The sequence below is a fragment of the Massilia sp. YIM B02443 genome, from assembly GCF_030411955.1.
Taxonomy (GTDB): Bacteria; Pseudomonadota; Gammaproteobacteria; order Burkholderiales; family Burkholderiaceae_D; genus Telluria.
Map to the genome: position 1 here is coordinate 1 of NZ_JASNRA010000012.1, position 25,698 is coordinate 25,698.

General features: G+C 64.4%; 22 protein-coding genes. 18 read left to right on the forward strand and 4 right to left on the reverse strand.

The genetic code is table 11. From position 1 onward, the window contains the following. Positions 1-75 precede the first annotated feature (75 nt). The 3 genes from QPK27_RS13570 to map are packed head-to-tail and all read right to left on the reverse strand — an operon-like array spanning position 76 to position 4,322. The gene (locus tag QPK27_RS13570) at positions 76-822 is read right to left on the reverse strand and encodes a pseudouridine synthase (protein ID WP_290418780.1); all 747 of its coding nucleotides are present in this window, start codon (positions 820-822) and stop codon (positions 76-78) included. A gap of 49 nt (positions 823-871) precedes the next feature. Then, the gene (locus tag QPK27_RS13575) at positions 872-3,454 is read right to left on the reverse strand and encodes a [protein-PII] uridylyltransferase (protein ID WP_290418781.1); all 2,583 of its coding nucleotides are present in this window, start codon (positions 3,452-3,454) and stop codon (positions 872-874) included. 4 nt (positions 3,455-3,458) lie between these two features. Next, positions 3,459-4,322 (reverse strand): type I methionyl aminopeptidase, encoded by an 864-nt coding sequence (map, locus tag QPK27_RS13580; RefSeq protein ID WP_290418782.1) that lies wholly within the window; start codon positions 4,320-4,322, stop codon positions 3,459-3,461. Positions 4,323-4,616: 294 nt separating this feature from the next. Between map and rpsB the strand changes: the two genes are divergently transcribed. From rpsB to QPK27_RS13665, 17 genes are all read left to right on the forward strand, one after another. After that, positions 4,617-5,366 carry a 30S ribosomal protein S2 gene (gene rpsB / locus QPK27_RS13585; protein ID WP_290418783.1) on the forward strand — a complete coding sequence of 250 codons (750 nt, stop codon included), beginning with the start codon at positions 4,617-4,619 and terminating at the stop codon, positions 5,364-5,366. A 139-nt stretch (positions 5,367-5,505) separates the two neighbouring features. Next, complete coding sequence (tsf, locus tag QPK27_RS13590) at positions 5,506-6,414, forward strand: translation elongation factor Ts (RefSeq protein ID WP_290418784.1); 909 nt, start codon at positions 5,506-5,508, stop codon at positions 6,412-6,414. A gap of 186 nt (positions 6,415-6,600) precedes the next feature. Next, positions 6,601-7,317 carry a UMP kinase gene (pyrH, locus tag QPK27_RS13595; RefSeq protein ID WP_290418785.1) on the forward strand — a complete coding sequence of 239 codons (717 nt, stop codon included), beginning with the start codon at positions 6,601-6,603 and terminating at the stop codon, positions 7,315-7,317. A gap of 27 nt (positions 7,318-7,344) precedes the next feature. Beyond that, the gene (gene frr / locus QPK27_RS13600; protein ID WP_290418786.1) at positions 7,345-7,905 is read left to right on the forward strand and encodes a ribosome recycling factor; all 561 of its coding nucleotides are present in this window, start codon (positions 7,345-7,347) and stop codon (positions 7,903-7,905) included. A gap of 171 nt (positions 7,906-8,076) precedes the next feature. Continuing rightward, complete coding sequence (gene uppS, locus QPK27_RS13605; protein WP_290418787.1) at positions 8,077-8,829, forward strand: polyprenyl diphosphate synthase; 753 nt, start codon at positions 8,077-8,079, stop codon at positions 8,827-8,829. Between the two features lie 11 nt (positions 8,830-8,840). Continuing rightward, complete coding sequence (locus tag QPK27_RS13610) at positions 8,841-9,671, forward strand: phosphatidate cytidylyltransferase (protein ID WP_290418788.1); 831 nt, start codon at positions 8,841-8,843, stop codon at positions 9,669-9,671. Between the two features lie 12 nt (positions 9,672-9,683). After that, entirely contained in the window at positions 9,684-10,859 is a 1,176-nt protein-coding gene (ispC, locus tag QPK27_RS13615) for a 1-deoxy-D-xylulose-5-phosphate reductoisomerase (protein ID WP_290418789.1), read from the forward strand. Between the two features lie 69 nt (positions 10,860-10,928). Further along, positions 10,929-12,266, forward strand: a complete 1,338-nt coding sequence (rseP, locus tag QPK27_RS13620; RefSeq protein ID WP_290418790.1) for an RIP metalloprotease RseP — start codon at positions 10,929-10,931, stop codon at positions 12,264-12,266. A gap of 95 nt (positions 12,267-12,361) precedes the next feature. Next, complete coding sequence (gene bamA / locus QPK27_RS13625; RefSeq protein WP_290418791.1) at positions 12,362-14,698, forward strand: outer membrane protein assembly factor BamA; 2,337 nt, start codon at positions 12,362-12,364, stop codon at positions 14,696-14,698. Positions 14,699-14,763: 65 nt separating this feature from the next. Beyond that, positions 14,764-15,300 (forward strand): OmpH family outer membrane protein, encoded by a 537-nt coding sequence (locus tag QPK27_RS13630; RefSeq protein WP_290418792.1) that lies wholly within the window; start codon positions 14,764-14,766, stop codon positions 15,298-15,300. 80 nt (positions 15,301-15,380) lie between these two features. Then, positions 15,381-16,430 (forward strand): UDP-3-O-(3-hydroxymyristoyl)glucosamine N-acyltransferase, encoded by a 1,050-nt coding sequence (gene lpxD / locus QPK27_RS13635; protein ID WP_290418914.1) that lies wholly within the window; start codon positions 15,381-15,383, stop codon positions 16,428-16,430. Next, on the forward strand, positions 16,427-16,918 hold the full coding sequence (gene fabZ / locus QPK27_RS13640; RefSeq protein ID WP_290418793.1) for a 3-hydroxyacyl-ACP dehydratase FabZ: 492 nt from the start codon (positions 16,427-16,429) through the stop codon (positions 16,916-16,918). Before lpxD ends, fabZ begins: the two co-directional genes overlap by 4 nt. 9 nt (positions 16,919-16,927) lie before the next feature. Then, entirely contained in the window at positions 16,928-17,716 is a 789-nt protein-coding gene (lpxA, locus tag QPK27_RS13645; protein ID WP_290418794.1) for an acyl-ACP--UDP-N-acetylglucosamine O-acyltransferase, read from the forward strand. 1 nt (position 17,717) lies between these two features. Continuing rightward, positions 17,718-18,869 carry a lipid-A-disaccharide synthase gene (gene lpxB / locus QPK27_RS13650; protein WP_290418795.1) on the forward strand — a complete coding sequence of 384 codons (1,152 nt, stop codon included), beginning with the start codon at positions 17,718-17,720 and terminating at the stop codon, positions 18,867-18,869. A 13-nt stretch (positions 18,870-18,882) separates the two neighbouring features. Further along, the gene (gene rnhB, locus QPK27_RS13655; protein WP_290418796.1) at positions 18,883-19,578 is read left to right on the forward strand and encodes a ribonuclease HII; all 696 of its coding nucleotides are present in this window, start codon (positions 18,883-18,885) and stop codon (positions 19,576-19,578) included. Between the two features lie 8 nt (positions 19,579-19,586). Beyond that, complete coding sequence (locus tag QPK27_RS13660; RefSeq protein WP_290418797.1) at positions 19,587-20,372, forward strand: RNA methyltransferase; 786 nt, start codon at positions 19,587-19,589, stop codon at positions 20,370-20,372. A 51-nt stretch (positions 20,373-20,423) separates the two neighbouring features. Further along, positions 20,424-21,632: an EAL domain-containing protein gene (locus QPK27_RS13665; RefSeq protein ID WP_290418798.1), complete on the forward strand. Its 1,209-nt coding sequence runs from the start codon at positions 20,424-20,426 to the stop codon at positions 21,630-21,632. Positions 21,633-22,075: 443 nt separating this feature from the next. On the opposite strand, the gene QPK27_RS13670 is transcribed toward QPK27_RS13665, so the two are convergent. Beyond that, on the reverse strand, positions 22,076-22,936 hold the full coding sequence (locus QPK27_RS13670; protein ID WP_290418799.1) for a pyruvate, water dikinase regulatory protein: 861 nt from the start codon (positions 22,934-22,936) through the stop codon (positions 22,076-22,078). 186 nt (positions 22,937-23,122) lie between these two features. Between QPK27_RS13670 and ppsA the strand changes: the two genes are divergently transcribed. Further along, on the forward strand, positions 23,123-25,573 hold the full coding sequence (gene ppsA / locus QPK27_RS13675; protein WP_290418800.1) for a phosphoenolpyruvate synthase: 2,451 nt from the start codon (positions 23,123-23,125) through the stop codon (positions 25,571-25,573). The last annotated feature ends 125 nt before the right edge of the window (positions 25,574-25,698 follow it).

The window sequence follows — 25,698 nt, forward strand, 5'->3', positions numbered from 1 at the left end:
AGCTAACCACCAATATGAGCAAGATACAAGGGTTGGCGGCTGCGCCGCCAACCCTACGATGCATTTGTGCGGGTGTTAGAACTGCTCTTCCGGCAGCAGATAACGCCACTGGCCTTCCGGCAGATTTCCCAGCTTGACGCGGCCGATGCGCACGCGCTTCAGGCCGATCACCTTCAGGCCCACCATATCGCACATGCGGCGGATCTGGCGCTTCTTGCCTTCCTTCAGCGTAAAGCTCAGCTGGTCGTCGTTCTGCCAGCGCACCTTGGCCGGCAGCAGCGGTTTGCCGTCCATCCACAGGCCGTGGTTCAGTTTCTTGAGGTCGGCGTCCGGCAGCTTGCCCGGCTTGGTGTAGCGCACCCGCACCAGGTATTCCTTGTCGACCGAGGTGTTCTCGCCGATCAACTGCTTGGCGATGCGGCCGTCCTGCGACAGCACCAGCAGGCCGACCGAGTCGATGTCCAGACGGCCGCACGGCACCAGGCTGCGCAACTGGGTCGGGTGGAACTGCTCGTTCGATGGATCATCAAGCCAGCGGTTCTCGGGCTTGATCAGCGCCACCGCCGGCGTATAGCCGTCCTCGGCCTGGCCGCTGACGAAACCGACCGGCTTGTTGATCAGCACCGTGACGCGCTTGGACTGCTCGGCCGCGGCCTGGCGCTCGACCGTGATGCGCTGCGTCGGCAGCACCTTGCTGCCCAGTTCCGACACCACCTTGCCGTCCACCCGCACCCAGCCGCGGGCGATCCAGTCATCGGCTTCGCGGCGCGAGCACAGGCCGAGTTCGGACATACGTTTGGAGAGGCGGAGCGGTTCGGTCATCGGTGAAGCTTTGCAAAAATAAGTGGATCGAAATACGGGAAAGGAAAGATCAGACCTTGAGCGCGTCGAGCAGGTCGGTCTCGAGCTGTACCTGGGTGCGCGCGTTGTTCAGCGCCGGGCCGTCGATCAGGAACACGTCCTCGACGCGTTCGCCCAGGGTCAGGATCTTGGCGGTGTGCAGGTTGATGCGATAGCGCGTCAGCACGCTGGCGATCGCGTACAGCAGTCCCATGCGGTCGTTGGCGGCGATCGACAGCACGTGGAACTGGCCGCGTTCGTCCGGCCGCAGTTCCACCGTCGGCGTGATCGGGAAGGTACGCGACATGCGCGACAGCCGGCCGCGTACCGCCGGCGGCAGCGCTTCCTGCGACACCAGCAGCGCGCACAGTTCGTGCTCGATCAGGCTGATGATGTCGCGGTAGCTGCCGGCGAAGTTCTCGTCCGCCACCAGGAAGCTGTCGAGCGCATAGCCGTGGCGCGTGGTGTGGATCTTGGCGTCCAGGATGCTGAAGTTCTTGCGGTCGAAGTAGCTGCAGATGCGCGCGAACAGGTCGGGCTGGTCCTTGACGTACACCGCCACCTGCAGGCCTTCGCCGATCGGCGCCAGGCGCGCCTTGACGGTCGGCTTGTCGCTGTCCACCTTCTCGATCAGGGCGCGCGTCTGCCAAGCGATGTCGGAGGCGTCGTGGCGCAGGAAGTAGGCGACGTCGAGCTGCTTCCACAGCGCTTCGTGGGCGTTGGCGTCCAGGCCGAACAGGCGCAGCGTGGCCAGCGCTTCCTTTTGCCGCGTGCGCAGTTCGCGGTCGGCGCTGTGCGGTTCACCGCCCAGCACGCGCAGCGTGACCTTGTACAGGTCTTCCAGCAGCTTGGCCTTCCACGCGTTCCAGACCTTGGGACTGGTGCCGCGGATGTCGGCCACGGTCAGGAGGTAGAGCGCGGTCAGGTGCCGCTCGTCCTTCACCACGGCGGCAAACGAGGAGATCACGTCCGGATCGGACAGGTCCTGCTTCTGCGCCACCGTGGACATGGTCAGGTGCTGCTCGACCAGGAACACCACCAGTTCGGTGTCTTCCTCGCTCAATCCGTGGGCACGGCAAAACTGCTCGGCATCTTCCATGCCCAGCTTCGAGTGGTCGCCGCCACGGCCCTTGGCGATGTCGTGGAACAGGGCCGCCACGTACAGCACCCAGCGGTCGTGGAAGTCCGCGATGAGCTGGCTGCAGAACGGGTATTCGTGCGCGTGCTCGGGCATCGTGAAGCGGCGCAGGTTGCGCACCACCATCAGGATGTGCTGGTCCACGGTGTAGACGTGGAACAGGTCGTGCTGCATCTGGCCGACGATCTTGCGGAAGGCCGGCAGGTAGCGTCCCAGGATGCCGAATTCGTTCATGCGGCGCAGCGCGTGCACCAGGCCGCGCGGCGCTTGCAGGATGCGCAGGAACAGCGCGCGGTTGCCCGGGTCGGCGCGGAAGGCGTCGTCGATGCGCGTGCGCGCATGCCACAGGGCGCGCGTGGCGCGCGCGCTCAGGCCCTTCAGTTCGCGCCGCTCGGTCATGGCCACGAACAGTTCCAGGATCGCCGGCGGATGGCGCTCGAAGGTCTCGTCGTGCACCACGTCGATCAGGCTGCCCACCTGGTTGAAATAAGGGCCGATCGGGAACGGCACCGCCGGCTGCGGGAACAGCTGGGCCTCGATGTCCTGCAGCAGGATGGTGTTCAGCTGGGTGACGGTCTTGGCGGCCCAGTAGTAGCGCTGCATCAGGAATTCGCTGGCGCGGCGCGCGTCCGGGCCTTCGCCGGCGTCCTCCAGCCCGAGCGTTTTCGCGATCGCGGTCTGGACGTCGAACACCAGCCGGTCTTCGCGGCGTTTGGTGTGCAGGTGCAGGCGGATGCGGATGTCCTTGAAGGCGCGCTCCTTTTCCATCAGCTGGCGCGCTTCCATGCGCGTGATCAGCCCGCGCGTGGCGAGCTGGCCCCAGCTGTCGGCCAGGCCGGCGGCCTTGGCCACCCACAGGATCACCTGCAGGTCGCGCAGCGCGCCCGGGCTTTCCTTGCAATTCGGTTCCAGCGCAAAGGCCGTGTATTCGTACTTGGCGTGGCGCAGCCGCATCTCGGCGGTCTTGGCCTGGAAGAAGGCTTGCGGATCGAGCTGGTCGCGGTAGCGCCGCTGCAGTTCTTCGAACAGCGCGCCGTCGCCGGCTACCTGCCGCGCTTCCAGCAGGCTGGTTTGCACGGTGATGTCGGCGTTCGATTCGACCATGCACTCGTCCACGGTGCGGATGCTGTGGCCGATCTCCAGCCCCAGGTCCCACAGCAGCTGGACCAGGCTTTCCAGGCGCGCTTGCGTGATCGCGTCAGCCGGACGGCCGAGCAGGATCAGGAGGTCGACGTCGGAATAGGGAAACAGTTCGCCGCGTCCGTAGCCGCCCACGCCGACCAGCGCGGTGTGTTCGGGCAAGCCGGCCGCGCGCCAGGCGTCGGTGAGCACGCCGTCCACGCACTGGCGCAGGTTGCGCAGCAGCTTCTCGGGCTTGCCGTCCTCCTGGAACGCCTGGAAGATCAGCTGGCGTTCGGATTTCAGGCGGGCGCGCAAGGTAGTGCGCGCGGCTTCGAGGACGGCGGCCTGTCCCATGGTGTTACGCCGCGACTGTGGAAGCTGCGGCAGCGGCTTGCGGGATCGCCGCTTCGCCCAGCAGCGGCAGCACGATCGCGGGCGGCGGCGGGCTGCCGGCCGACATGGTCAGGACTTCGACCCCGGTTTCGGTGACCAGCACCGTGTGCTCCCATTGCGCCGACAGGCTGCGGTCCTTGGTCTTGATGGTCCAGCCGTCCGGCATTTCCTTGATGTCGCGGCGGCCGGCGTTGATCATCGGCTCGATGGTGAAGATCATGCCGGGCTTGAGCTCTTCCAGCGTGCCCGGACGGCCGTAGTGCAGCACCTGCGGCTCTTCGTGGAACACGCGGCCGACGCCGTGGCCGCAGAATTCGCGCACCACGCTGTAGCCGTTCTTTTCCGCGTGCTTCTGGATCGCATGGCCGATGTCGCCCAGGTGGGCGCCCGGCTTGACCGCGGCGATGCCGAGCCACATGCACTCGAAGGTGATCTCGGACAGGCGGCGCGCCATGATCGACGGTTCGCCGACCAGGAACATGCGGCTGTTGTCGCCGTGGAAGCCGTCCTTGGTGATCGGGGTGATGTCGATGTTCAGGGCGTCGCCCGATTTCAACACGCGCTCGCCCGGGATGCCGTGGCAGATCACGTCGTTGAGCGATGTGCAGATCGAGCCCGGGAACGGCGGATAGCCCGGCGGCGCATAGTTCAGCGTGGCCGGGACCGTGCCCTGGACGTTGACCATGTAGTCGTGCGCCAGGCGGTCGAGCTCGAGCGTGGTGACGCCGGGCTTGATGAAGGGGGTGATGTAGTCGAGCACTTCCGAGCCGAGGCGGCACGCCACGCGCATGCCTTCGATTTCTTCCGGAGTCTTGATGGGGGAGACCATGGGGTGTCGTATCCTGCAAAAACGGTTGAGCCGGGCGCTTGACGTCGAAGCTTGCCCGGACGATATCGGTTCATTATAAGGGAAGTCGACTGCCCCGAGGAGCGGGTCGCTTTTTGCCGGTCTTTGCACGCTTGAAAAAATGGACAAATCCCGCTAGAATCTCGGGTTGCTCCGATTCGCATCGGGCAATGTTGTAAAAACAGTCTTTTATTTTTAGTGAAATCGCGAGTGTGGCCCTACAAGGGTGCCTATTTGGTGACTGGCCACATTCAAGACCCAACCCTGGAGAATTACATGTCCGTTACTATGCGTGAAATGCTGGAAGCCGGTATCCACTTCGGCCACCAGACCCGTTTCTGGAACCCAAAGATGGCACCGTTCATCTTCGGTCATCGCAACAAGATCCACATCATCAACCTGGAAAAAACCATGGCGATGTACCAGGATGCGATGAAGACCATCAAGCAGATCTCGGCCAACCGCGGCACCATCCTGATGGTCGGCACCAAGCGTCAAGCACGCGACATCATCGCTGCTGAAGCGCAGCGCGCCGGCGTGCCATACGTCGACCAGCGCTGGCTGGGCGGCATGCTGACCAACTTCAAGACCATCAAGACCTCGATCAAGCGCCTGAAAGACATGGAAGCCCAGATCGAAGACGGTTCGGTCGAGAAGATGTCGAAGAAAGAAGCGCTGATGTTCTCGCGCGAAATGGAAAAGCTGCAGAAGTCGATCGGCGGCATCAAGGACCTGGGCGGCGTGCCTGACGCGATCTTCGTCGTCGACGTCGGCTACCACAAGGGCGCGATCACCGAAGCCGGCAAGCTGGGCATCCCGGTCATCGGCATCGTCGACACCAACCACTCGCCAGAAGGCGTGACCCACGTCATCCCAGGCAACGACGACTCGTCGAAGGCAATCACCCTGTACGCACGCGGCGTCGCCGATGCGATCCTGGAAGGCCGCGCCAACGCCACCAACGAAGTCGTTGAGATGGTCAAGGCCGGCGGCGACGACTTCGTCGAAGTCTCCGAGCAGGCATAATTCCTTGCGGGCGTGACGCCCGCACGGGAATCGAAGGGGGCGCCGCACACGAGCACCCCCTTTTTTTAAGCTGAAGAATTTACGCGGGTCGCCTTGCATGGCGGCCGGCACCCTGGATAACCATTTAGGAGAACAGAACATGGCAGCGATTACTGCAGCAATGGTGGGCGAACTGCGCGCGAAGACCGACGCGCCAATGATGGAATGCAAGAAGGCACTGACCGAAGCCGACGGCGACATGGGTCGTGCTGAAGAGATCCTGCGCGTCAAGCTGGGCGGCAAGGCATCGAAGGCATCGGCACGCGTGACCGCCGAAGGCGTGGTCGCCACCTACATTTCGGGCAACGTCGGCGCGATCGTCGAAGTCAACAGCGAAACCGACTTCGTCGCCAAGAACGATGAGTTCCTGGCCATGGTCAACCTGGCCGCCAAGCTGGTCGCCGAAAACAACCCGCTTGATGTCGCCGCCCTGGCAGCCCTGCCGCACGACGGCAAGACCTTCGACGACGTGCGCACTGCGCTGATCGGCAAAATCGGTGAGAATATGACCGTGCGCCGCTTCCAGCGTTTCGAAACCACCGGCAAGCTGGCGTCGTACCTGCACGGCACCCGTATCGGCGTCATCGTCGATTTCGAGGGTTCGGACGAGCAAGTCGGCAAGGACCTGGCCATGCACATCGCTGCCATGAAGCCAGTCTCGCTGTCGTCGGAGCAAGTGCCTGCTGAAATGATCGAAAAAGAGCGTTCGGTTGCACAACTGAAGGCCAAGGAAGACGCGGACGCCGCTGTCGCCGCCGGCAAGCCAGTGCAGTCGGACGAGATCGTTGCCAAGCGCATCGAAGGCTCGATCCAGAAGTACCTGAAAGAAGTCTCGCTGCTGAACCAGGCATTCGTGAAGAACGACAAGCAGTCGATCGAACAGTACCTGAAGGCATCGAACACGACCGTCAAGGGCTTCACCATGTATGTGGTGGGCGAGGGCATCGAGAAGAAGGTCGACGACTTCGCAGCCGAAGTCGCGGCACAGATGGCTGCCAACAAGCAGTAATCGCAAAAGCGGGCCGTGAGGCCCGTTTTTTTAAGGTGGACACCTTGCGTGCGTGGCCATGCTCCTGCGCTGCGCCTTCGTCGCAGCGTCCGCCTTAGAATGCCATCCGTCCCCGACAGATGAGACCAGCGGCCCCGGGCCCGGTCAGACCCGAATTCGAAACAATTTATTAGGAGCCGCTTCATCATGACAAAACCAGCCTACCAACGAGTCCTCCTGAAACTGTCTGGCGAAGCGCTGATGGGTGACGACCAGTTCGGCATCAACCGCGCGACCATCGAGCGCATGGTGGCCGACGTGGCGGAAGTGGCGAAGCTGGGCGTGCAGGTGGCGGTGGTGATTGGCGGCGGCAACATCTTCCGCGGCGTCGCTCCCGGCGCCCAGGGCATGGACCGTGCCACCGCCGACTACATGGGCATGCTGGCCACGGTCATGAACGCGCTGGCCCTGGCCGACGCCATGCGCCACGTCGGCATCACCGCGCGCGTGATGTCGGCGATCGGCATCGAGCAGGTGGTCGAGCCCTACGTGCGCCCGAAAGCCCTGCAATACCTGGAAGAGGGCAAGGTCGTCGTGTTCGCCGCCGGCACCGGCAACCCGTTCTTCACCACCGACACCGCCGCCGCCCTGCGCGGCGCCGAGATCTCGGCCGAGATTGTCCTGAAGGCAACCAAGGTCGATGGCGTGTACACCGCCGACCCCAAGAAAGACCCGAACGCGACCCGCTACGAATCGATCACCTTCGACGAAGCGATCGCCAAGCACCTGCAGGTGATGGACGCCACCGCGTTCGCCCTGTGCCGCGACCAGAAGCTGCCGATCAAGGTCTTCTCCATCGTCAAGCCGGGCGCACTGACCCGTGTCGTGATGGGCGAAGACGAAGGTACACTGGTCCACGTTTGATCAACACTGAAATAACAGGAGAGCAGCATGTCCTTAGCTGACGTAAAGAAAAATGCCCAGGATCGCATGGCCAAGTCCATCGAGACCCTGAAGGCCGACCTGGCCAAGGTCCGCACCGGCCGCGCCCACACCGGCATCCTCGACCACGTGATGGTCGAATACTACGGTTCGCCGACCGCGCTGCCGATGGTCGCCAACCTGACCCTGGTCGATGCACGCACCATCGGTGTCCAGCCATTTGAAAAGAAAATGCTGAGCACCATCGAAAAAGCCATCCGTGACGCCGACCTGGGCCTGAACCCGTCGTCGCAGGGCGACATGATCCGCGTGCCGACCCCGCCGCTGACCGAAGAGCGCCGCAAGGAAATGGTCAAGCTGACCAAGTCGGAAGGCGAAGATGCGAAGATTGCCGTGCGCAATATCCGTCGCGATGCCAACGAAGCGCTGAAGAAAATGGTCAAAGACAAGACCGCGTCGGAAGACGACGAGCGCCGCGCATCGGACGAAATCCAGAAGCTGACCGACAAGGCCGTGGCCGACATCGACAAGCTGCTGGGCGAGAAAGAAAAAGAAATCCTGACGGTGTAAATCCCGTCCAGCCATCCGGCACCCCGCGGACCGGCCCCGGCAACTTGCCGCGGCCGGTCCGCTGCCTTATGATGGGCGCTTTACTGATTAGCCATCTAGCAATACCTGCCGCGCGGCCGTGCCTTGAGCCGCTGCCCTGACGCAGGATTCCTGCCGTAGTCTCGTGGATTTATGATATTCAAAAGTTCGACCGCCGCTGTTCCCGACGCGCCCCGTGTGCCGCGCCATGTCGCCATCATTATGGATGGCAATGGCCGTTGGGCCACTAAACGCCTGCTGCCGCGCGTCGCCGGCCACGTCAAGGGTGTGGAAGCCGTGCGCGGCGTGGTCGAGGCCTGCGTCGAACGCGGGGTCGAGTACCTGACCCTGTTCGCCTTCTCGTCCGAGAACTGGCGCCGCCCGGCCGAGGAAGTCTCGCTACTGATGCGCCTGTTCGTCACCGCGCTCGAGCGCGAAGTGTCGAAGATGCACGCGAATAACATCCGCCTGAAAGTGGTGGGAGACCTCAGCCGCTTCGACCCCAAGCTGCAGGAAATGATCGCCAACGCCGAGCGCCGTACCGCCGGTAACAGCCGCCTGACGGTCAGCGTGTGCGCCAACTACGGCGGACGCTGGGATATCATGCAGGCAACCGGGAAGATGGTGCAGGCCAATCCGGGCGCAACGGAATTTACCGAAGAGATGCTGGCGCCGCACCTGGCGATGGCGTACGCGCCCGAGCCCGACCTGTTCATCCGTACCGGCGGCGAAGAACGGATCTCGAATTTCCTGCTGTGGCAGCTGGCCTATTCGGAACTGTATTTCACCGATACCTTCTGGCCCGATTTCACGCCCGAAGCGCTGGACGCAGCGATCCGCTCCTACCAGGAACGCGAACGGCGCTTCGGACAGACCGGCGCCCAGGTAGCGAACAAGACCAACTAACAGACCACCGCATGCTCAAAACCCGGATCATTACCGCGCTCGTCCTGCTGGCAGTATTGCTGCCAGTCCTGTATTCCAATAACTACATGGCGTTCGCGGTTGTCGCGTCGGTGTTCTTCGGCGCCGCGATCTGGGAGTGTTTCCGCCTCTTCAATCCGGGCAACAAGCGCGCGGTGCTGATCGCGGTCGTCTGGACCGCCGTGTTCGCCTATACTTTCTTCGGTGCCGGCCAGGCCAACCCCACGTTCTGGTTCGCGATCGGGGTGCTGCTGTGGGTGCTGCGCTTCACGCCAACCCTCAAGTTCGGCCTGCCGCCGCTGAACAGCACCGGCAACACGCTGCTCAGCGTCCTGTACGCGCTCGGCCTGGTGGCGTGTTTCGCCGCCATCGTCACCCTGTACCAGTATTCGGCGCTGTTCCTGCTGTCGGTGCTGGCCATCGTGTGGTCGGCCGACATCTTTGCCTATGTGTGCGGCAAGACCTTTGGCAAGAACAAATTGGCCCCGACCATTTCGCCGGGCAAGTCGTGGGAAGGCGCGATCGGCGGCGGCATCGTCACGCTGATCCTGGCCACGCTTACCGTGCTGTTCGGCGGCGAAGCGCTGGCCAATACCTTCGCGGTGCAGGTCCAGGCCAGTTTCGGCTGGCTCGGCCTGTTCGCCATCCTGATCCTCATCGTCGCCGCCAGCATCGTCGGCGACCTGTTCGAATCCCAGCTCAAGCGCCGCGCCGGCATGAAGGACAGCAGCAACCTGCTGCCTGGCCACGGCGGCGTGCTGGACCGGATCGACGCACTGGTGCCGGTCCTGCCACTGGCGGCGCTCGCCGCCACCTGGCTCTAGAAGGAAGTTCACATGCAACGCATCACCATCCTGGGCGCCACCGGTTCGATCGGCGCCTCGACCCTCGACGTGCTGGCGCGTCATCCCGAGCGCTATCAGGTATACGCGCTGAGCGCCCACAGCCGCGTCGAGGAACTGGCCGCCGCCTGCCGCATCCACCGCCCGCAGCGCGCGGTGGTCGGCACGGCGGATGCGGCAGCGCGCCTGCAGGCGCTGCTGCAGGACCTCGCCATCGACATCGAATACGGCGAACAGGCGCTGTGCGACATCGCCGCGTCGCCCGACACCGATACCGTGATGGCCGCCATCGTCGGCGCCGCCGGCCTGGCCCCGACCCTGGCCGCCGCCCGCGCCGGCAAGAAAGTGCTGCTGGCGAACAAGGAAGCGCTGGTGATGTCCGGTCAGCTGTTCATGGACGCCGTACGCGAGCACCGCGCCACGCTCCTGCCGATCGACAGTGAGCACAACGCGATCTTCCAATCGCTGCCGGGCAATTACGCGCGTGACCCGAACGCCGCCGGCGTGGCCAAGGTCCTGCTGACCGCCTCGGGCGGCCCGTTCCTCAATCGCGCCGTCGAGACGCTGGAACAGGTCACGCCGGAAGAAGCCTGCAAGCATCCGAACTGGTCGATGGGCCGCAAGATCTCGGTCGACTCGGCCACCATGATGAACAAGGGCCTGGAAGTGATCGAGGCCCACTGGCTGTTCGGCGCCCCGGCCGACCTGATCGAAGTGGTGATCCACCCGCAAAGCGTGATCCACTCGATGGTGTCGTACGTCGACGGTTCCGTGCTGGCCCAGCTCGGCAACCCGGACATGCGCACCCCGATCGCGCACGCGCTGGCCTATCCCGAGCGCATCGCTTCCGGCGTGGCCCAGCTCGACCTGACGCAAATGGCGGCGCTGCAGTTCTACCAGCCCGACTTCGAACGCTTCCCGTGCCTGGCCCTGGCGTTCGACGCCCTGCGCGCCGGCGGCACGGCGCCGGCATTGCTCAATGCCGCCAATGAAGTGGCGGTGCAGGCCTTCCTCGAACGCCAGATCGGTTTCCGCGACATCGACCGCGTGATCCGGCGCGTGATGGATGCGGTCGCGCATGGCCCGGCATCCTCGATCGAGGCAGTCATGGCGCAGGATGCACGCGCACGCGAGGCTGCCCAGGCCGAGATCGCGCGCCTGCGTCACTGAGCTTTGTCACTGAGCTTTGTCACTGAAATACGGAACTGAACCCGGCCTCGACCTGTCTTCCAAGCTGCCATGAACTTCTTTACTACCGTGCTGGCTTTCGTGCTGGCGCTCGGTCCCCTGATCGTGATCCACGAACTGGGTCATTACCTGGTCGCGCGCCTGTGCGGCGTTCGGGTGCTGCGCTTCTCGGTCGGCATGGGCCGCGTCGTCTGGTCGCGCCGCTTCGGCCGCGACCAGACCGAATGGGCGGTCTCGGCCTTGCCGCTGGGCGGCTACGTCAAGATGCTCGACAGCCGCGATCCCGAAACCGCGCCCAAGGACGACGCCGACCTGGAGCGCGAATTCACACGTCAGAGCGTGTGGAAACGCATCGCCATCGTCGCCGCCGGTCCGATGGCGAACTTCCTGGTGGCGATTGGGCTGATGGCGGCGCTGTATATGCATGGCGTCGACGAACCGTCGGCGCGCCTGCGCGCGCTGCCGGAAACCTCGCTTGCGCACCAGGCCGGCATGCGCGGTGGCGACACCGTCACCGCCGTCAACGGCAATCCGGTGCGCTCGTGGTCCGAACTGCGCTGGCAGGTGATGCATGCGGCGGTCGACAAGCTTGATGCCCGCCTGGAACTGCGCGGCGACCACGGCGGCACCTATTCGGCCACGATTCCCGCCGCCACCGTCGGCGCGCTGGACGTCGAAGGCGATGTGATGGACGCGCTCGGCATGAGCCCGTGGCGTCCGGCGCCGCGCGTGCAGGACGTGCTGGCCGGCGGGGCAGGGCAGCGCGCCGGCCTGCAAAAGGACGACCTGGTGCTGCGCGTCGACGGCCGCCCGGTGGTCGACGGCATCGCCTTCATCGAGGCAGTGCGCGGCGCGCCCGGCAAGACCCTGCAGCTGGACGTCGACCGTGGCGGCCGCACGGTGACGCTGCCTTTGACCCCGGAGAACGACGGCAAGGGCACGGGCGTGATCCGCGTGATGGTGGCGCAGGCGCCGGAAATGGTGACCGTGACTTCCGGCCCGTTCGAGGCCATCGCGCGCGGCGCCGAACGCACCTGGGACACCAGCATCATGACGCTCAAGATGATCGGCAAGATGCTCACCGGAGAAGCGTCGTGGAAGAACGTGACCGGTCCGATCACCATCGCCGACTATGCCGGACAGACCGCGCGCATCGGCCTGGTGAGCTATTTACAGTTCATCGCCTTTATTAGTATTAGCTTAGGCGTAATGAATTTGTTACCAATTCCAGTTCTGGATGGTGGCCATTTACTGTATTATTCGCTGGAAGTTTTGACCGGTCGTCCTCTTCCAGCGCGCGTCGGCGAGATCGCACAGCGCGCCGGAGTCGGCCTGTTGTTCATGCTGATGGCGCTCGCTGTCTTCAATGACCTGGTGCGGCTGTTCTAATAAAGACCGAATAGCGGTCCGATAAACCAGCCCGATGCACCGGCAAAAAACAATATGTATTCGTTGTCCAAATGACTGACCCTTTGATCCAGCCAATGAAATCACAACCAGCTCGTTTTGCACTGCCGTTCATTCGTCGCAGCATGATCGGCGCGGCCGTCCTGGCCCTGTGCGCCGGTAATGCGCTTGCCGTCAACCCGTTCGTCGTCAAGGACATCCGGGTCGAGGGCATCCAGCGCACCGAAGCGGGCACGGTGTTCAGCTATCTGCCGGTGCGCGTGGGCGAGACCTTCGACGACGCCAAGGCGACCACCGCGATCAAGGCCCTGTACGCGACCGGCTTCTTCAAGGACATCCGCCTGGAAGAAGAAAACGGCGTGCTGGTGGTGCTGGTCGAAGAGCGTCCTGCCATCAGCTCGGTGGACTTCACCGGCACCAAGGAATTCGAAAAGGACATGCTGGTCAAGGCGCTGCGCGAAATCGGCGTGGCCGAGACCCGCATCTTCGACAAGGCGTCGGTCGACCGCGCCGAGCAAGAGCTGAAGCGCCAGTATCTGTCGCATGGCCTGTATGGCGTCAAGATCACCACCACCGTGACCCCGATCGAACGTAACCGCGTGACGGTCATGTTCAACGTCGACGAAGGCGAAGTCGCCAAGATCAAGGGCATCAACATCATCGGCAACAAGGCCTTCAGCGACAAGCAGCTGCGCGAACTGCTGCAGCTGTCGACCTCGGGCTGGTTCACCTGGTATTCGAAGGCCGACCAGTATTCCAAGCAGAAGCTGACCGGCGACCTGGAAACCATCAAGTCCTGGTACCTGAATCACGGCTACCTGGAAGCCAACGTCGAATCGACCCAGGTCTCGATCACCCCGGACAAGCGCGACATCTACCTGACCCTGAACATCACCGAGGGCGAGAAGTACACCGTCAGCAGCGTCAAGCTCGAAGGCGAGATGTTCGGCCGCGAGGACGAGCTTAAGCAATTAATTCTGCTGCAGCCCGGTAAAACCTACGTCGGCGACCTGCAGGAACAGACCAACAAGCTGATCTCGGACCGCCTCGGCACCTTCGGCTACGCCTTCGCCAACGTGACGGCCAATCCCGAACTCAATCGCGAGAAGCGCGAAGTCGCGTTTACCTTCTTCGTCGATCCGGGCAAGCGCGCCTACGTGCGCCACATGAACATCTCGGGCAATACCGTGACCCGCGACGAAGTGATCCGCCGCGAATTCCGCCAGTTCGAAAGCTCGTGGTACGACGCCAACCGCGTCAAGCTCTCGCGCGACCGCGTCGACCGCCTCGGCTACTTCAAGGACGTCAAGATCGAGACCCCGGAGTCGCCGGGCACCTCTGACCAGGTCGACGTCAACGTGGTGGTCGAAGAGCGCCCGACCGGCAACTTCATGATCGGCGGCGCGTTCTCGCAGTCCGAGAAGTTCACCTTCACCGCGTCGATCTCGCAGGCCAACTTCGCCGGCAGCGGCAACACGGTCGGCATCGAACTGAACACCAGCAAGTACAACCGCACGATCGCGTTCTCGAACACCAATCCGTACTTCACCGACGACGGCGTCTCGCGCGCCTTCCAGCTGTACCTGCGCACCTCGCGTCCGCCGGCGCTGAACATCGGTTCGTACACGGTGCGCCAGGTGGGCGGCAACATGACCTTCGGCGTGCCGTTCTCGGAAACCGACACCGTCTACTTCGGCGCCGGCCTGGAACGCACCGAGCTGGAAACCGACGCCACGTCGCCGGCGATCTACCAGCAGTTCGTGCGCCAGAACGGCGGCCCGGCCAGCGGCGTCGGCACCGCCACCACCAACGCCATCCCGCTGACCGCGGCCTGGGGTCGCGACACCCGCGACAGCTCGGTGACCCCGACCCGCGGCCGCTACCAGCGTGCCAACCTCGAGGTCGACGCGATCGGCGACGCCAAGTACTACCGGATGGTCTACGAGCACCAGTGGTGGCGTCCGGTCACGCGCTGGATGACGCTGGCCCTGCGCGGCGAACTCGATTACGGCAAGGGCATCGGCGACAGCGCCTACCCGGTCTTCAAGAATTTCTACGCCGGCGGCATCGGCTCGGTGCGCGGCTACGAAAGCTCGTCGCTGGGCGTGGTCGATCCCAACTACTACGATGCGATCGGCGGCTCCAAGCGCGTGATCGTCAACGCCGAGCTGCACTTCCCGTTCCCGGGCAGCGGCACCGACCGCAGCCTGCGCTGGTTCACCTTCGCCGACGGCGGCCAGGTGTTCCAGGAAGACGCCAAGATGCGCCTGAGCGAATTCCGCTATTCGGCCGGTATCGGCCTGTCCTGGATTTCGCCGGTGGGTCCGCTCAAGTTGAGTTATGCTAAGCCGTTGAACGCGCTGCCGGGCGACCGCCTGGAACGCTTCCAGTTCCAGATGGGTACCGGCTTCTGATCGCCGCAGGTCGAGCACATTCGAACGCGGCATCCGGCGTCACCATGAACGATTGCGAGAGACTTATGTTGAAAAATCCACTTAGCTCGCTGCCCAATGCATTGTCCGGCGCACTGGCGCTGGCGGCGCTGGCCGCCACGCTGGCCGCCCCGGCGGCCCAGGCACAGGTGACCACCAGCCGCATCGGCTTCGTGTACACCGAGCGCCTGATGACCGACTCCAAGATGGCGAAGAATGCCGACGCCAAGCTGACGGCCGAATTCTCCAAGCGCCAGAAGGCGGTCGAAGAGATGGTCGCCAAGTTCAAGCAGACCTCGGAAAAGTTCGACGCCGAGGCGGCCGGCCTGGGCGAACTCGATCGCACCCGCCGCGCGCGCGAGCTGTACAACATGCAGAAGGACGTCGAGCGCATGCAGCGCGAGTTCCAGGAAGACCTGCAGCAGCGCAAGAACGAAGAGCGCGCCGCGATTGCGCAGAAAGCCTATAAATTGGTGGAGCAGGTCGCCGAACAGGAAAAGCTCGACGCCGTGCTGGTCGAGGCGGCGTGGGTCAGCCCGCGCGTCGACATCACCGACAAGATCCTCAAGCTGCTCGACAAGTAAGCGGCGCATCAGTGAAAGTAGCGCATGGCGCGCGACACCACGTTTTGACTCATATTTTGACGCACACAGGAAACACCATGATGGGCATTCGACTGGGCGATTTGGTCGAGCGCTTCGGCGGCCAGCTAATAGGCGATGCGGACCTCGAGGTCCAGGCGATCGCCCCGCTGGACAGCGCCGGCGCTTCGCACATCAGCTTCCTCAGCAACAGCAAACTGCGCGCACTGGCCGCGCAGAGCCAGGCGGCGGCGCTGATCCTGTCGCCGCTGGACGATCCGACCGTGGCCGCGACCTATGCCGGCGTGCGCATCGTCACCACCAATCCCTACGCCTACTTCGCGCGCGTGGCCCAGTACTTCGCCTCGTTTACCGAGCACGTGCCGGCGCCGGGCATCCACCCGAGCGCCGTGGTCGACCCATCGGCGACGGTCGATCCAACCGCCCACGTCGGCCCGCACGTGACCATCGAAGCCGGCGCCATCATCGGCGCCCACGTGGTGATCGACCACGGCTGCTTCGTCGGCCGTGAAGCGGCGATCGGCGACGGCACCCACCTGTTCGCGAACGTCACCTTCCACGCGCGCTGCCGCATCGGCAAGCGCGGCATCCTGCATTCGGGCGCGGTGATCGGCACCGACGGCTTCGGCTTCGCGGTCGAAGGCGGCGTGTACATCAAGATTCCGCAGACCGGCCGCGTGCTGATCGGCGACGACGTCGACATCGGCGCCAACACCACCATCGACCGCGGCGCGCTGGACGACACCGTGATCGCCGACGGCGTCAAGCTCGACAACCAGATCCAGATCGGCCACAACTGCCAGATCGGCGCGCACACCGCGATGGCCGGCTGCGTCGGCGTGGCCGGCAGCGCCAAGATCGGCAGCCGCTGCACCTTCGGCGGCGCCGCCATGGTGCTGGGCCACCTGGAAATCGCCGACAACGTCCACATCTCCTCGGGCAGCATGGTCTCGCGCTCGGTGCTCGAGCCGGGCCAGTACACGGGCTTCTACCCGCTGGCCAAGAACGCCGAATGGGAACGCAGCGCCGCCATCGTGCGCAACCTCGACGCCATGCGGGCCAAGATCCGCAATCTCGAGAAAACCATCAAGACTCTCACAGAAGAAAAATGACCACTCCAGAACTGAAGACCCTCGACATCAACCAGATCAAGGAATACCTGCCGCACCGCTATCCGCTGCTGCTGGTCGACCGCGTGCTGGACGTCGAGATCGGCAAGCGCATCACCGCCATCAAGAACGTCACCGTCAACGAAGAATTCTTCAACGGCCACTTCCCGCACAAGCCGGTGATGCCGGGCGTCCTGATGATCGAAGCGATGGCGCAGACCGCGGCCATCCTGTCGTTCATGACCATGGACGTGAAGCCGGACGAGAATTCGGTGGTGTATTTTGTGGGCATCGACAACGCGCGTTTCAAGCGTCCGGTCGAACCGGGCGACCAGCTGAAAATGGAAGTCGAGATCCTGCGCGTCTCGCGCGGCATCTGGAAGTACAAGGCGGTGGCCAGCGTCGACGGCAAGGTCGCGGTCGAGGGTGAACTGATGTGCACCATTCGCGCCAACGAAGGCACCGCCGCCGCGCCTGCAGCCGCGCAGTAAGGAAACGCCATGAGCAAGATCCATCCGAGCGCGATCGTCGATCCCAAGGCGGAGCTGGACAGCTCGGTCGAGGTGGGACCGTACTCGATCGTCGGGCCGAACGTGCGCATCGACGCCGGCACGGTCGTCGGCCCGCACGTGGTCATCGAAGGCCACACCACGATCGGCAAGGACAACAAGTTCTTCCAGTTCTGTTCGATCGGCGCCGCGCCGCAGGACAAGAAGTGGAAGGGCGAGCCGACCCGCCTCGAAGTGGGCGACCGCAACACCGTGCGCGAATTCGTCACCTTCAACCTGGGCACCGTCCAGGACGAAGGCGTCACGCGCCTCGGCAACGACAACTGGATCTCGGCCTACGTCCACCTGGCGCACGACTGCCAGGTCGGCAGCAACACGATCTTCTCGAACAACGCCCAGCTGGCCGGGCACGTGCACGTGGGCGACTGGGCGATCCTGTCCGGCTACGCCGGCGTGCACCAGTTCTGCAAGATCGGCGCCCACGCTTTCGTCGGCATGTACACCAGCCTGACGCAGGACGTGCCGCCGTACGTGCTGGTGTCGGGCAATCCGGCCGGCGCGCGCGGCGTGAATCTCGAAGGTCTCAAGCGCCGCGGGTTTACGCGCGAGCAGCTGGACGGGATCCGCAGTGCCTATAAACTGCTGTACCGCTCCAACCTGACGCTGGAAGAAGCCAAGGCAGCGCTGCAGGCCGAGGAAGAGCGCCTGCCGGCGGCCGCTGCCGACATCCGACTGCTGCGCGACTTCCTGGGCACGGCTTCCCGTGGCATCGTCCGCTGATATGTCCCAGGCCGATGTTTCGCTGGCCCTGGTCGCCGGCGAGGCGTCGGGCGACATGCTTGCCGCGCGCCTGCTGGCCGGATTGCGCCCGCAACTGCCGGGCGCGCGTTTCCATGGCATCGGCGGTCCGCGCATGATCGAGCAGGGCATGGAGAGCGACGTCCCGATGGACACGCTCACCGTGCGCGGCTTGTTCGAAGTCATTCCCCGTTACCGCGAACTGAAGGGCATCCAGAACCGGCTGCGCGACCGGCTGCTGGCCGAACGTCCGGCCGCCTTCATCGGCGCCGACTATCCGGGCTTTAATCTCGGGCTGGAAGAACAGCTGCGCAATGCCGGCATTCCGACCGTGCACTTCATCGGGCCGCAGATCTGGGCCTGGCGCGGTGGCCGCATCAAGAAGATCCAGCGCGCCGTGTCGCACATGCTGGTGATCTTTCCGTTCGAAGAAGCGATCTACCGCGACGCCGGCGTGCCTGTGACGTATATCGGGCATCCACTGGCCGAGACCATTCCCCTGCAACCTGACGTGGCCGCGGCGCGCCGTGCGCTTGGCCTTGCTGCCGATGCGCGCGTGGTCACCGTGATGCCGGGCAGCCGCATGGGCGAGCTGAAATACCTGGCCGAGCCGTTCGTGCGCGCGGTGAAGCTGCTGGCTGCGCGCGATCCGGGCCTGCGCTTCGTGGTGCCTATGGCGGGCGAGCGTCAGCGTGCCTACTTCGATGACATCGTGAGGCAGGCCGGCCTTGCCGATGTCGCGCTACAGATCGTCGACGGCGGTTCGCACACCGCGATCGCCGCCGCCGACGCGGTGCTGGTCGCTTCCGGCACCGCGACCCTCGAAGTGGCGCTGTTCAAGAAGCCGATGGTGATTGCCTATAAAGTGATGCGCGCCTCATGGGAGATCATGCGCCACATGGGCTACCAGCCATGGATCGGCCTGCCCAACATCCTGGCACGCGAATTCGTGGTGCCGGAACTGCTGCAGCACGCGGCCACGCCGCAGGCGCTGGCCGACGCCGTGTGGCGGCAGCTGCAGGACACGGCCGGGCGCGAGCGCCTGGCGCAGCGCTTCACCGACATGCACCACAGCCTGCTGCGCAACAGCGCGCAGGAGAGCGCCGACGCCGTGCTGCGCGTGATCGGGCGCTGAAACTGGTACTGACATGAGAAACAAGAAAGCCAATCTGTATCCCGGCCTGCCGACGCGTGGCCGGCCGTTCACCGTGGACGATATCGTCTGCGGCGTCGACGAGGCCGGACGCGGTCCGCTGGCCGGCCCGGTGTTCGCCGCGGCGGTGATCCTCGATCCGCGCCGCCCGATCGACGGCCTGCGCGACTCCAAGAAACTGAGCGAAGCGAAACGCGACCAGCTGGCGCCTCTAATCCGCGAGCACGCGGTGGCCTGGGCCATCGCCGAATGCTCGTGCGAAGAGATCGACAGCATCAACATCCTGCAGGCGACCATGCTGGCCATGCGGCGCGCGGTCGAGGCGCTGTCGACGTTGCCGACGGTCGCCCTGATCGACGGCAACCGCTGCCCCGAGATGAGCGTGCGCGCGCATGCGATCGTGGAGGGCGACGACAAGGTCAACGCGATTTCGGCGGCCTCGATCCTGGCCAAGACCGCGCGCGACGCCGCGCTGGTGCGCCTGCACGGCCTCTATCCGCAATACGGCTTCGACCAGCACAAGGGCTACGGTACCGCGCTGCACCTGGAACGCCTGCGCCTGCACGGTCCGTCACCCGCGCACCGCCGCTCGTTCGCGCCGGTGCGCGGGCTGCTGCAGGTCGACCTGTTCGGGGATGCAAGCGTCACCACCAGCGTTGCCACCAGCACCGACCTGCCCGTGGCAGCATGAAGACAACGATGAAAATAATCAGCTCGCGCGACAACGCGTTCTATAAAGACCTGAAAGCGCTGGCGACCAGCTCGCAGGCGCGGCGCAAGGCCGGCCGCAGCCTGCTCGACGGCGTGCACCTGTGCCAGACCTGGCTCGACCTGCGCGGCGCGCCGGTGCACTGCGTGGTGTCGGAAGGGGCGCTCGGCAACGCCGAGGTGCAGGCCATCGTCGCGCGCTGCGACGCATTGAACGCGCCGGTGACCGCGCTGCCCGACGCGCTGTTCAACGCCGTCAGCCAGGTCGAACACGGCGTGCACCTGCTGTTCGTGATCGCCACGCCGCAGCCTTCGCGTGCACCGGCGCTGGTCGAAGCAGCCGTGCTGCTCGACGGCGTGCAGGACCCCGGCAACGTCGGCTCGATCCTGCGCAGCGCCGCTGCCAGCGGCGTCAAGCAGGTGTACTGCAGCCCCGGCACCGCCTTTTGCTGGTCGCCCAAGGTGCTGCGCGCCGCGATGGGCGCCCACTTCGTGCTCGACATCTTCGAGCACGTCGAGCTGGCGCCGCTGGTGCGTGAAGCGACGATCCCGGTGCTGGCTACCAGCGGCTACGCCGCGCGCCAGCTGTACGCGCTCGACCTGCGTGGGCCCGTTGCCTGGGTGCTGGGCCACGAAGGGCAGGGCGTGTCGGACGAACTGCTGCACCTGGCGACCGAACGGGTGGTGGTGCCGCACGCGGGCCAGGTCGAGTCGCTGAACGTCGCCGCCTGCGCCGCCGTGTGCTTCTTCGAAGCGCTGCGCCAGCGACAGGCATAGACGACGCCCCCGCCTTCGCGGTAGGCTAGCGGCTGGGAACCTGGAGCATCGATGGATATCGCGCATTTGCATTTCTTGGTGGCGCAAGCCGATCCGGCCGGCCGCAGGGCGCTGGCCGACATGCTGGGCCAGCTCGGCGCCAGCCGCGTCACCGACGTACCGGACGGGCCGACCGCCCTGCAGGCACTGGAATCGGGCCTGCACCCTGCCGCGAGCTTGGCTATCAACGTGGCCATCGTCGACCTCGAGTTGCCGGGGATGGACGCGCTGGACCTGATCCGCCATCTCGGCCAGCATGGCGCGAGCGCGCGCCTGATCGTCACCGGCGGCCAGAGCGCGGGGCTGCTGTTCTCGGTTGAGACCCTGGCCCAGGCCCACGGCGTCGACCTGCTCGGCACCATCGCGCGTCCGGTCACCGCCGCCAAGCTCAAGCCGCTGCTGGAACACTACACGCCGCTGTCGCGTCCCGCGCGTCCTCCAGGCGGCCCACGCTTCACGTTCCAGGAAATCGGCATCGGCCTGCAGAAGCGCCAGTTCGAACCGTTTTTCCAGCCCAAGATCGAACTGGCGACCGGCCAGGTCAAGGGCCTGGAAGCCTTCGCCCGCTGGCGCCACCCCGAGCACGGCGTGCTGGGCCCATCGTCCTTCATCGACGCCCTGGAAGAGCAGGGCCGCATCGACTTCCTCGACTGGAGCATGATCGAGCTGTCGGTCGAGCGCTGCCGCTGGTTCGCGGAGCGCGGCATCCCGGTCCCGATCTCGCTGAACACCGCCCCCGAGACGCTGGCCCATCCCGCATTCATGCGCCAGATCGAAGCGTGCCTGACCCGCCACCAGATCCTGCCCGACTACGTCACCTTCGAGATCCCCGAATCCTCGGTGCTGAACACCGACCCCGACTTCATCGAACGCCTGGTGCGCCTGCGCATGATGGGCTTCGGCCTGGCCATCGACGACTACGGCACAGGAAGATCCAACCTGCAGCTGCTGGCACGCATTCCCTTCACCGAACTGAAGATCGATCGCAGCTTCGTCGACGGCGCCTCGAAACGCCGCCCCTTGGGCACGGTCCTGAAATCCTGCCTGGGTCTCGCGCACAGCCTCGACCGCATGTCAGTCGCCGTCGGCGTCGAAACCCGCCAGGACTGGGACTTCCTGCAAAGCCTCGGCTGCACCTACGCCCAGGGCTACCACATTGCCAACCCCATGGAAGCCGCCGCCTTCCCCGCCTGGCTCGCCGACTGGCGCCAATTCTTCTAACCGCTCCAATTAGGGTCAGAGTCGAATTGTTTGACAACTTTTGAAGTTGTCATTTAATTCAACTCTGACCCTAATTATTTTGCAATAGTCGTAAGTTAAGCTGCGCAGCGATAAATTCTCCGGTTCCGTGTCTTAAGGATATTGGTCAATAATTTGACACTGACCCTCATTGTTTCACGGTCGAGTTAGCGCTATCAATTCAAAAACAATTGCACCTTCACACGCTATTGCCAGCACCCATCAGAATGGCCACTAAAGCCCACCCCAAACAAATAGGGTCAGAGTCGAATTGTTTGACAACTTTAAGAGTTGCCATTTGATTCGACTCTGACCCTAATTATTTTGCAAGAGCCATTAGGAAAGTTAAGCGTCGTACAGTGCTTATGCGCCGTATTCTGGAGATATTGCTCAACAATTTTACTCTGACCCTATTTGAAAGGCGGTCAGTATTCGCGGCGGTCAGGTTTGATTTCCTGGAGGATGGTGGTGGCGATTTCTTCGATTGACTTTGTCGTCGACGAGAGCCAACGGATGCCCTCGCGGCGCATCAGGTGCTCGGCTTCGTTGACTTCGTAGCGGCAGTTTTCCAGCGAAGCGTATTTGCTGCCGGCGCGGCGCTCGTTGCGGATCTGGGACAGGCGCTCGGGGGTGATCGTCAGGCCGAACAGCTTGGCCTTGAACGGGGGCAGCGAAGACGGGAGCTTGCCGCGCTCGAAGTCGTCGGGGATCAAGGGGTAGTTCGCCGCCTTCAGGCCGTATTGCATCGCCAGGTAGAGGCTCGTTGGCGTTTTACCGGAGCGCGAGACGCCGACCAGGATCACGTCTGCCTCGGCCAAGTTCTTGTGCGACTGGCCGTCGTCGTGCGCCAGCGAGAAGTTGATGGCTTCGATGCGGTTCTTGTATTCCTCGCTGTCCACCGCGTTGTGGATGCGCCCGATCGTGTGGGTCGACTTGACCTCGAGTTCCTGCTCGAGCGGCGCGACGAAGGTCTGGAACAGGTCCATGTGCATGCCCTTGGCCGCGCGCAGGACGCTCGACAGCTCGTGCTTGACCAGCGTCGAGAACACGATCGGACGCTGGCCGTCGCGCGCGAAGCTTTCGTTGATGCGGCGCGCCGCGTCGTGCGCCTTCTCGACCGAGTCGATGAACGGCAGCCGGATCTGGCGAAAGCGCATCTCGAACTGGCTCAGCACCGCATGGCCGAAGGTCTCCGCCGTGATGCCGGTGCCGTCGGAGACGAAAAATACCGTGCGCGGCGTGGGGGCGGAAGGCGGGGTGGGATCGCTCAGGAGATCGTCGGTCATGTGATATGGATAACTGAATGCTGACAAAGTAACATCAAAAGTGCGCTGCACATCACCCTGTCGCGGGGTAAAATGCTCTGCAACGGGTTTGGCATTGTGCTGCACGCGGGCCAGAATAACAAGAACAGTCCCCGCACCCAGCCGATGCCCCAACAAATTTCCATCATCAAGTAAGGGTGTTTTACCATGACTAACCTCGCTACTCCAGCATTGACCCCCGACGGTCAGACCGGCGCCGAACGGACCTACGTGGCCTCGTTCGAGAACCTGCGCATGACCGACGTCGAGTCGGTCGGCGGCAAGAACGCGTCGCTCGGCGAAATGATCAGCCAACTGGCCGGCGCCGGCGTGCGCGTGCCGACCGGCTTCGCCACCACCGCCGACGCCTTCCGCGACTTCCTGGACCACAGCGCGGACGCCGGTCCGTCGCTCGGCCAGCGCATCGCGACCCGTCTCGAAGGACTGGACGTCGACGACGTGCGCTCGCTGGCCGCCGCCGGCCTTGAAATCCGCGAATGGATCGTCGCGACCCCGTTCCAGCCGCGCCTGGAACAGGAAATCCGCGCCTTCTACGAGCAGCTGGTGGCCGGCTCCGAGACCGAAGTCTCGTTCGCCGTGCGCTCCTCGGCGACCGCCGAAGACTTGCCGGACGCCTCGTTCGCCGGCCAGCAGGAATCGTTCCTGAACGTGGTCGGCATCGACAACGTGCTGGAAGCGATGAAGCACGTGTTCGCGTCGCTCTACAACGACCGCGCGATCTCGTACCGCGTCCACAAGGGCTTCACCCACGCCGAAGTCGCGCTGTCGGCCGGCGTGCAGCGCATGGTGCGTTCCGACACCGGCGCCTCGGGCGTGATGTTCACCATCGATACCGAGTCGGGCTTCAAGGATGTGGTGTTCATCACGTCGAGCTATGGCCTGGGCGAGACCGTGGTGCAGGGCGCCGTCAATCCCGACGAATTCTACGTGCACAAGCCGATGCTCGCGCAAGGCAAGTCGCCGGTCATCCGCCGCAACATCGGCTCCAAGCTGATCAAGATGGAGTTCACCAGCGAAGCCAAGGCCGGCCGCTCGGTCAAGACCGTCGACGTGCCGATCGAACTGCGCAACCGCTACTCGCTCAAGGACGAGGAAGTGGTCGAACTGGCCAAGTACGCCGTCATCATCGAGAACCACTACGGCCGTCCGATGGACATCGAGTGGGGCAAGGACGGCCGCGACGGCAAGCTGTACATCCTGCAGGCGCGCCCGGAAACCGTCAAATCGCAGCAGAAGGCGACCGACGCCCAGCAGCGCTTCCACTTGAGGGGCACCGGCACCGTGCTGACCCACGGCCGCGCGATCGGTCAGAAGATCGGCGCCGGTCCGGTGCGCGTGATCACCGACCCGTCGGAGATGGAGCGCGTGCAGCCGGGCGACGTGCTGGTGGCCGACATGACCGACCCGAACTGGGAGCCGGTCATGAAGCGCGCTTCGGCGATCGTCACCAACCGCGGCGGCCGCACCTGCCACGCGGCGATCATCGCGCGTGAACTGGGCGTGCCGGCGGTGGTCGGCTGCGGCGACGCCACTGACGTGCTGAAGGACGGCACTTTTGTGACCGTCTCGTGCGCCGAAGGCGACGAAGGCCGCATCTACGACGGCCTGCTGGAAACCGAGGTGACCGAAGTCTCGCGCGGCGAACTGCCGCCGATCCCCACCAAGATCATGCTCAACGTCGGCAACCCGCAGCTGGCCTTCGACTTCCAGTCGGTGCCGAACGGCGGCGTCGGCCTGGCACGCCTCGAGTTCATCATCAACAACAACATCGGCGTGCACCCGAAGGCGATCCTCGAGTACCCGAACATCGACGCCGACCTGAAAAAGGCGGTGGAATCGGTGGCCCGCGGCCACGCCTCGCCGCGCGCGTTCTACGTCGACAAGCTGGCCGAAGGCGTGGCGACCATTGCCGCCGCCTTCTGGCCGAAGCCGGTGATCGTGCGCCTGTCGGACTTCAAGTCGAACGAGTACAAGAAGCTGATCGGCGGTTCGCGCTACGAGCCGGACGAAGAAAACCCGATGCTGGGCTTCCGCGGCGCGGCGCGCTACCTGGCCGAGGACTTCGCCGAAGCGTTCGAGATGGAATGCCTGGCGATGAAGCGCGTGCGCGAAGAGATGGGCCTGACGAACGTCGAGCTCATGATCCCGTTCGTGCGCACCCTGGGCCAGGCCGAGAAGGTGATCGGCCTGCTGGCCAAGTATGGCCTGAAGCGCGGTGAAAACGGGCTGCGCGTCATCATGATGTGCGAAGTGCCGTCCAACGCGATCCTGGCCGAGCAGTTCCTGGAGTACTTCGACGGCTTCTCGATCGGCTCCAACGACCTGACCCAGCTGACGCTGGGCCTGGACCGCGACTCCGGCATGGAGTTGCTGGCCAAGGACTTCGACGAGCGCGACCCGGCCGTGAAAGCCATGCTGTCGCTGGCGATCAAGGCTTGCCAGGCAAAGGGCAAGTACGTCGGCATCTGCGGCCAGGGGCCGTCGGACAATCCCGACTTCGCCGAGTGGCTGGTGGAGCAGGGCATCGAGTCGATGTCGCTCAATCCGGACTCGGTGATCGAGACCTGGCAGAAGCTGGCGGCGAACCAGGCCTCGTAACCGGACCCTGCACAAGCCGCACACTGCGCGCCGCCGGTGCTACACTGGCGGCAATGACGCGCATACCGGACAAACCGACTTTTCACCGACCGTCCGGTGCTGCAAAACCCTCGCTACCCATCCCG